The sequence below is a fragment of the Phaeobacter sp. B1627 genome (assembly GCF_006265095.1).
In the GTDB taxonomy this organism is placed as follows: Bacteria; Pseudomonadota; Alphaproteobacteria; order Rhodobacterales; family Rhodobacteraceae; genus Epibacterium.
Window position 1 is genome coordinate 20943 of record NZ_VCNK01000043.1, and the last position, 8391, is coordinate 29333.

General features: G+C 60.9%; 8 protein-coding genes and 1 riboswitch. Of the genes, 1 reads left to right on the top strand and 7 read right to left on the bottom strand.

What is annotated here, in order from left to right; all coding sequences use genetic code 11:
- Positions 1-198: 198 nt before the first annotated feature.
- The 6 genes from FGE21_RS18375 to ybeY form a co-directional block, all read right to left on the bottom strand.
- Complete coding sequence (locus FGE21_RS18375; protein WP_139664870.1) at positions 199-969, bottom strand: tRNA (guanosine(46)-N(7))-methyltransferase TrmB; 771 nt, start codon at positions 967-969, stop codon at positions 199-201.
- A 184-nt stretch (positions 970-1153) separates the two neighbouring features.
- On the bottom strand, positions 1154-1825 hold the full coding sequence (locus FGE21_RS18380; RefSeq protein ID WP_370285813.1) for a hypothetical protein: 672 nt from the start codon (positions 1823-1825) through the stop codon (positions 1154-1156).
- A gap of 230 nt (positions 1826-2055) precedes the next feature.
- The gene (gene metK, locus FGE21_RS18385) at positions 2056-3237 is read right to left on the bottom strand and encodes a methionine adenosyltransferase (protein WP_139664871.1); all 1182 of its coding nucleotides are present in this window, start codon (positions 3235-3237) and stop codon (positions 2056-2058) included.
- A gap of 8 nt (positions 3238-3245) precedes the next feature.
- Positions 3246-3294, bottom strand: a riboswitch (SAM-SAH riboswitch).
- 53 nt (positions 3295-3347) lie between these two features.
- The gene (lnt, locus tag FGE21_RS18390) at positions 3348-4883 is read right to left on the bottom strand and encodes an apolipoprotein N-acyltransferase (RefSeq protein WP_139664872.1); all 1536 of its coding nucleotides are present in this window, start codon (positions 4881-4883) and stop codon (positions 3348-3350) included.
- Entirely contained in the window at positions 4880-5782 is a 903-nt protein-coding gene (locus tag FGE21_RS18395; RefSeq protein WP_139664873.1) for a hemolysin family protein, read from the bottom strand. The genes lnt and FGE21_RS18395 overlap by 4 nt, the downstream gene beginning before the upstream one ends.
- Positions 5783-5804: 22 nt before the next feature.
- Positions 5805-6317 carry an rRNA maturation RNase YbeY gene (ybeY, locus tag FGE21_RS18400; RefSeq protein WP_139664874.1) on the bottom strand — a complete coding sequence of 171 codons (513 nt, stop codon included), beginning with the start codon at positions 6315-6317 and terminating at the stop codon, positions 5805-5807.
- Between the two features lie 72 nt (positions 6318-6389).
- Here ybeY and FGE21_RS18405 point away from each other — a divergent pair, with 72 nt between their 5' ends.
- Positions 6390-6869 carry a GNAT family N-acetyltransferase gene (locus tag FGE21_RS18405; protein WP_139664875.1) on the top strand — a complete coding sequence of 160 codons (480 nt, stop codon included), beginning with the start codon at positions 6390-6392 and terminating at the stop codon, positions 6867-6869.
- A gap of 97 nt (positions 6870-6966) precedes the next feature.
- Here the strand turns inward: FGE21_RS18405 and FGE21_RS18410 are convergent, their stop codons facing one another.
- Positions 6967-7926, bottom strand: a complete 960-nt coding sequence (locus tag FGE21_RS18410; protein ID WP_139664879.1) for a PhoH family protein — start codon at positions 7924-7926, stop codon at positions 6967-6969.
- Between the last annotated feature and the right edge of the window lie 465 nt (positions 7927-8391).

Genomic DNA, 8391 nt, shown 5'->3' on the forward strand with positions numbered 1-8391 from the left:
TCAACGCCACCTGACATTCTGCAGCCCACGCGCTGCCGGGCCTTCTGCCGGATCCGACGGACCCCCTGGCCCCCCAGGGCCCCGGTGAGACCTAGGGCATTGCCGTGGTGGCATGTTCACAAAGGCAGAAAGCGAGGCGCTGCCTCGCGCTCCGAGGTATTTTCGAAAAGATGAAATCCCGAGCCGCGCCCGGACAGGTCAACCGGATCTGCGAAAGGTCAGATAATGCGGTGTACGCCCTTCGCGAAGGGCCTTTTGTTCATATCTCGTCGAGATCCAGTCCTGCCACGGCTGGCGCCAGTCCTGCGGGCCCTCAGCCAACCACTCGAAACCGGCCTTCGGGACTTCTTCCAAAGTCTGGCGCACATAGTCCGGAATGTCCGTGGCGACGCGGAAGATCGCGCCGGGCTTCAGCGCCCGCGCAAGAGGCGCCAGATGGTCCTGGGTCACGAACCGGCGGCGATGGTGACGCGCCTTGGGCCAGGGGTCGGGGTAGAGCAGGAAAGCGCGCGACAGCGCCCCTGCCGGGATCACATCCATCAAGTCGCGGGCATCGCCCGGGTGCACGCGGACATTGGTCGCCTCTGAACGGCGCAGTTTCCCCAACAGCATTGCGATGCCGTTGATATATGGCTCCGCTCCGATGATGCCGACGTTCGGGTTGCTTTCTGCCTGGTGCACCAGATGCTCGCCGCCGCCGAACCCGATCTCAAGCCAGATATCGCGGTTGCCAAACAGACTGTCCAGATCGAGAGGCTCCCGGTGCGGGTTTTCATCCCAGCCTACGGCGCCGGGACTGAGACGCGGCAGATCCTCATCAAGATAGCGCTCCTGATTCGGTTTCAGCGTCTTGCCTTTGAAACGGCCGTAGAAGTTGCGCCAGGGGGCGCCAGAGGCATGTTTGCCATCAATATCCGGACCGGTTCCGGGCTGGGGGGCGCGCGTCGGGCGGGCGTCATCATCGGACATCTGGAACGGGTCCCTTTTGGTCAAAATGCCTCAGGCCGCGTGATTGCCAAGCCTGCGCGAAAATCGCGTCCCCTCTGCCGCAGCACAGGCCGGAGGTCAAGCCACGAAGCTCTGCGCCAGGTTCGCGCCATTGCGGGGCACAGGGCAGGACAGCGGGCGGGGTGCGCCCCCGAGAAGGCCTGTTTTATGGGGTCTTGTCGCGCAGCACGCCCGCCGCGACCAGCTTGCGGCGCGATGGATACCATTCGTCCCCGGAGTCCATCTGCAAGGTCTGAATGGCAAATCCCGGCTCGACGCCGCGCTCCACCATATATTTCAGATAGTCATGCATCTCGCGCTGCGTATCCTCGTAAATCCACGAGCCAAAGACAAAGGGCGTGTCCCACCCGCGGCTCTCGCGCAGATCGTCGTAGTAGCTCTCGACCGACTCCGGCGACCACGAACGGCGGTGGAAGCCGATCTTTGATCCCAGCGTCATCTGCCTCCGGGCACCGGCAAGAAAAATATCGACACAGGCGCTTACGCATTCCCCCTGAACGGTTGTGTCCAGACCGTAGTCCGTGACGATCCAGGCGATCTCGGAACTGGCGTAGACACTGCCACCGCCGGAGTGGAGCTGCACCTCGGTCACATCGGGGTGCGCTTTCAGAAGCGCGCGAAACGCATCTATATCCTCGACGACGATTTCTCCTGGCGGTGTATCCTCGCCGGTTTCCGTGTCGTAGACGAGGAGCGTTCCGGTGACATACAGGCGGTTGTTGCCCGCAGCCACCGCATCTGCGCGGGCCAATGAGACGGCGGCACATGTCCCAAGGAAAAGCATCCCGAATTGGCGCCTCAGTTCTATGCCAGCCATTCAAGACCTCATTTTCAATATGCAGCCGCCGCACCTCAATAGCGGCTCCGGGCCGTTCAGTGCAAATTTTCAGTGCAAAATTGTTTTCCCGGGACGCGCTGGTGCCCCGGGCGCTTGCGGGGGATGTCGGCCGCCGGGCCTGAAAGCCGCCACCGCAGGCCGGGACACATTGGCAAAAAAGGCAGGGATTCCCTGCCTTTTATCACGCGAGCAGATCCGACGTTGCGAGGTCAGACAGCATTTTTCAATGCCGCTGTCAGATCCGTACGTTCCCACGAGAACCCGCCGTCTGCATCAGGGGCACGGCCAAAATGGCCATAGGCCGCAGTCCGCTGATAGATTGGCTTGTTGAGACCCAACTGAGTCCGGATTCCCCGGGGCGTCAGGTCCATGCACTTGCTCACGGCCCCCTCGATCACCTGGTCCGGCACAGAACCTGTTCCATGCGTGTTGACGTAGATCGACAAGGGGGCGGCAACACCGATTGCGTATGAAAGCTGAAGGGTGCATTTATTCGCGAGACCTGCAGCCACGATATTCTTGGCGAGATAGCGCGCCGCATAGGCCGCGGAGCGGTCAACCTTGGTCGGATCCTTGCCCGAGAATGCACCGCCGCCGTGCGGCGCGGCACCGCCATATGTGTCAACGATGATCTTTCGCCCGGTCAGACCCGCATCACCATCCGGGCCGCCGATGACAAATTTTCCGGTGGGGTTGACGTGCCAGATTGTATTGTCGGTCAACCATCCCTCAGGCAGCGTCTCGCGGATGTAGGGCTCCACTATGGCGCGGATATCGGCCGACGTCAGCGTCTCGTCCAGATGCTGGGTAGACAGAACAAGAGAGGTGACTTCTACCGGCCTGTCATCCTCATAGCGCACCGAGATCTGCGATTTGGCATCCGGGCCCAATGCGGGCTCTGTACCGTTTTTGCGCACCTGCGCCAGTCGCCGCAGGATTGCATGCGAGAACTGGATCGGAGCAGGCATCAGAGCGTCGGTTTCATCGGTGGCGAAGCCGAACATGATGCCCTGATCGCCCGCACCCTCATCCTTGTCGCCGGCCGCATCCACCCCCTGCGCGATATGCGCCGATTGCTCATGCAGCAGGTTGGTGATCTCAACCGTCTCGTGGTGAAACTTGTCCTGCTCATAGCCGATGTCCTTGATGCAGGCCCGGGTGATGTCTTCGATCCGGCCCATGTAGTCCTTCAGCTTGGCCTGGTCAGACAGCCCCACTTCGCCGCCGATCACCACCCGATTGGTGGTGGCGAAGGTTTCGGCTGCGACGCGCGCTTCGGGTTCTTCGGCGATCAAAGCGTCGAGGACAGCATCGGAAATCCTGTCACAGACCTTGTCCGGGTGGCCCTCGGAAACGGATTCGGAGGTGAAGGTGTAATTCTTGCGGCTCATGAGAAAAGTGCTCCATTCAGGTTAAACCGCCACGCCAGGAAGCCGTTGTGGCGACAGTCGGCCCGCAGTACGCGCCCCCGTCTGTCCGGTCAATCAATATCTGAGCAGAGTTAATCAAGTATTCGCAGCGTTTTTCTTCGCAGCCATGCCAGGGTGGCTCCCACGACCAGCAGCAACGCGGTCAGCAGGACAGGCCAGTCACCGCTGCGGCTGTAAAACGTGGGCCGAAGGGGCAAGGGAAGATTGGTGTCGATGAAACCGGATGTGTTGAGCCCAATGAAGTCGCGGATGCGGCCATAGGGGTCGATCATTGCGGAAACCCCGGTATTTGCCACCCGCAACATCGGCAGTCCCTGCTCTGCCGCGCGTAGCTGTGCCTGAACGAGATGCTGATAGGGACCGGAGTAGGTGCCGAACCACGCGTCATTGGTCATGAGGACCAGAAAGTCCGGTCGCGACGGTGCAGAGCCGACATCCTGGGCAAACACACCTTCGTAGCAGATAAGCGGAAGCGCCCGGCCGAGCGAAGTCTCCAGCACCTTGTGCCGCGCCCCGGGCGCGTAGCCGGCTGCAGCGCGGGCCGCGAGGCCGAAGACACCGAGCCTCTCCCAAACATACGGGAGCGGCATATACTCCCCAAACGGCACTAAATGCACCTTGTCATAGATGTCGAGCGCCTCGCCCTCGGCACTCATGACCACGGCGGAGTTGTAATAGCGACCGTTCTCCTCGCGCTGAATTCCATACAGCAGCTCCGCCCCGCCTGCGGCCGCCACCAGCGCTGGCGTCACATCCTCAATGTGGTTTTGCAAGGTCGGGATCGCCGTCTCCGGCCAGATCACCAGATCCGGGCGCGCGACTGCGGTCCCTTCACGCCCATCCCCATCGCCCCGTGCAGCCGTCAGTTGGAGCATGCGGTCGACAAAAAGCCAGCGCTTTTCCGGACGCCATTTTTCGTCCTGCGGTGCATTGGGCTGCACCAGACGCGCAGTCTTGTCGGTCCGTGGCAAGTCCTTCGGATCAGGCGGCGCCGCCACTATCGCCAGAACCGCAACGGCAGCCCCCGGGATCAAGGCCGTCCCATGCGAAGGCCGCAGGTACACGAGAGGGAGCACCGACAGCAGCAAGAGCAGCCCGGCCCCCTGCGCCCCCACCCATGGCACCAGCCGCAAGACGACATCACCCGGCAGTGCCAGTTGCGCCAATCCCGCCCAGGGAAATCCTGTCAGCACGTAAGCCCGGGCCAATTCCGCCAAGCTCCACGTCCCGACAAGCGCCACGACAGACCACCCTCCGCGCGCAAGCCCCGCCGCGCACCAGAATGCCAAGGCCCAAAACAGCGCCAGACCGCCCGCCAGCCCCACAAGCGCAAAGGGCGCCATCCAGCCATGGGCCGCCGCATCGACCTGAAACGGCTCCGTGATCCACGAAAGGCCAACTGAAAAATACCCGGCACCAAAGACCCAGCCGAGCCATCCGGCGCGCTGGGCCGTTCCGATTGCGCGAAACAGGACCGCAACCACATAGAGAGCCAATGGCCCCGCCCAGGCAAATGCTACCGGCGCCAACCCCTGTGCCATCAATGCGCCCGCACCAAAGCCCAGCCCGAAGGGGCCGAACCGCCAGAGCACAGGCGGCATCGTCATTCCGCGGCAATACCCGGCAAACGCACCCGCAACCGCTTGATCCGCCGGGGATCTGCATCGATGACTTCGAATTCCGGCCCTTCGGGATGCTGTATCACCTCACCACGGGCGGGAACGCGCCCGGACAGCATGAAAACCAGCCCGCCGAGCGTGTCGATCTCCTCGCCGTCCACATCCTCGTGCTGGGTGAGCGGAATACCAATCTCGTTTTCGAATTCACTCAGCGGAGTACGCGCCTGCGCGACGTAACAGCCGGGCTTTTCCTGCACCCAGGTCTGATCCTCGCCGCTGTCGTGCTCATCCTCGATGTCGCCGACGACCTGCTCAATCAGGTCCTCGATGGTCAACAAACCGTCCACACCGCCATATTCATCAATCACCAGCGCCATATGACGCCGCTCCGCCTGCATCTTGGTCAGCAACACGCCGATCGGCATGGACGGCGGCACGAACAAGAGCTGGCGCAGCATATGCGCAAGGTCGAACGTATTATCCTCGCAGTCAAAACCATGGGTCAGGGCAAAGTCCTTGAGGTGAACAAACCCGAGCGGGGTATCCAGCGTCCCCTCGTAGACAGGAATGCGCGTCAAGCCAGTGTCGCGGAAAACCTGAACCAGCTCCTCGCGCGAAATGGTCACCGGCACCGCATCGATTTCCGCAGTCGGAATGGCCACGTCCTCAACCCGCAGACGACGGAGATTCATCATTCCCGGCGGCGGGTCTGCAAGTATCTCATCGCTCCCCGTCTCAGGTTGCAGGTCCTCCGAAGATTGAGAAAAACTCCCGAAAATCTTGCTCAGGAATCCGGGGCTCTCGCCTCCGTTCAATCGCGGTTCCACCGCATCAAAGCTCTGCAGCGCGCCATGCGCTGCGTTAGAACTGCCTTCTATATCGCCCATTTTTCCAATCCAAAGAGGTCCATCACGACCCGTCCTGCAAGATATATGGGTCAGGGATACCCAGTTTGCCAAGTATCTCGACCTCCAAAGTTTCCATGACCGTGGCGTCGCCGTCACGAATGTGATCATATCCCAAAAGATGCAACGTTCCGTGAACAAGCAAATGGCACACGTGATGCAGCGGATCCCGGCCTGCATCTGAGGCCTCCGCCATGCAGGTATCATAGGATATCGCGATGTCGCCCAGCGCGGCGTCGCCCATGAAATCCATCTCCGGCGCGGTCGGCGCGCCTCCGTCCTCCTCAGCCCCCAACGCCTGTGCAGGCCAGCTCAACACATTGGTCGCCTTGGCTTTCTCGCGAAACTCCGCGTTCAATTCTGCGATCCTGGCGTCATCACAGCCCAACACCGTGACCTCCCAGTCCTCGTCACCATAGCCCAACAATGACAGCGTCGCCTCAACCGCAACAGTCGCCTGCTGCTTCAGCGCCAAGCCACCCCAGCGGCTATCTTCAATCACAACATCAAGTATCATGACATCGCCATAGCTTGACACCACCAAAAGAAAAAGGATCTTTCACAACACCCGCGCAAGAGGATCTGCCCGATGCCACCACCCCTCGACATCCGCCAAACCAATCCAGCCTCTCCGGTGGTCCGGCCCCTGCTGACGGCCCATCTGGCTTTCACCTCGACAATCAGCTCCCCCGAGGCCTGCCACAGCCTCGACCTCGACGCGCTGCAGATGCCCGACATCCAATTCTTTGCCGCATTCGACGGCAACACTGCAGTAGGCTGCGGCGCGCTCAAGGATCTTGGCAACAGACAAATGGAAGTGAAATCGGTGCATGTTGCGCAATCCGCCCGGGGGCGCGGCATCGCGAAACAGCTGATGCTGGCCCTGCATGACTTTGCAATCCGCTCCGGAACACAGCACATGCTGCTGGAAACCGGCTCTGAACTGCTGCCCGCCTTTGATCCGGCGCGGGCACTCTACGAGACACTTGGGTACCAGTATGGCACCGCCTTCGGCGATTATCGCCCGCATCCCCAAAGCGCTTTCATGCGGCTGTCGCTCACGGAGTGATCCGCTTTCATCTTTTCCCAAATACCTCCGCCGGAGGCATCTGCCCCATCCGCCCACGCCATCGGTTGAGGCAGGGGCGCAAGTCTGACCCGATAGATCATGCAGGCGGTTCATCCGCTTCATAGGCCTCAATGATCGCGGCCACCAACGGATGACGCACCACATCTTTCGAAGTGAAGTAGTTGAACGAAATCTTCGGGATCGGCGCCAGCAATCGTTCCGCGTCCCGCAGACCGGATTGAACGCCCCGCGGCAAATCGACCTGCGTACGGTCGCCTGTGATCACCATGCGCGAGCCTTCGCCCAATCGGGTCAGGAACATCTTCATCTGCATGGTGGTGGCGTTCTGCGCCTCGTCGAGCACCACATAGGCGTTTGACAGGGTGCGCCCGCGCATGAAGGCCAAAGGAGCGATCTCAATAGTTTTTTCTTCCTTCAGCTTTGCCAGCTGTTTGCCCGGAAGGAAATCATTCAGCGCATCATAGAGGGGCTGCATATAGGGATCGACCTTCTCCTCCTGGGTGCCCGGCAAAAAGCCCAGACGCTCCCCCGCTTCAACCGCAGGACGGCAGAGGATGATCTTGTCCACATATCCCTGGATGAACATGGACACGCCAACGGCCACCGCAAGATAGGTCTTGCCGGTGCCTGCGGGTCCGATACCAAAAGCCATCTCATGTTCGAACAGGTTCTTCACATAGGCCTTTTGCGCATCGGTGCGCGGCTCGACCAGCTTTTTGCGCGTCTTGATCTCGACCTTGCCGCCGGTGAACAGCTCCATCTGGCTATCGGGAACCACCTCTTCATCAGATCGGTCCAGCCGCAATTCGCGGTCAATGTCGGCGCGCTCCACGGGGCGCCCGCCTTCCAGCCGCTCATAGAGAGCCTCCAGCAGCTCCACCGCCTTCTGGCTCGGATCGATTTCTCCATGCACGATCAGCTGATTTCCACGACGAACGATTTGCACGCCCAATCGCTGCTCGATTTCGGCGAGATTGCGGTCAAATTCGCCGCATAGCTCTATCAGAAGTCGATTGTCAGGAAATTCCAACAGCATTTCAGGTGCTGTGGTGTGCTCGGAGGACGGGGGCAGAACACTTGTGGCCAAACGGCTCTCCTGTTTTCGTATTGCCCCCTCACTGTGCCCCCGCGCAGGCACGCGCGCAAGGGCAGCATCGACACAGGCCATTCGATTTCACGCAACTGAAACAAATTCACGCGCATTGCACCGCAACAACATGCGCCGAACAGCCGCACTCAGGCGGAAGGCCGCCGAATGATGACCGCCACGCAGAACGCGCGCGCCACGAGCGCCTGTTCGGCCGCCGATTCTGAGGGGCACCGTCGTATGTCTGTCGCAAATGTGATTCACTGATCGTGCACGATTGCCAACCCACCGAAGATCAAGGCCGTGACGATGGACGCCCTTTGAAATGTGTAGAGGACGAAAGCGACGCAGATTTCGAACCAGGCGATGGGGCTCTGATGATGTAACCACCCCCCCCGAAGGCATCTGTGTGCC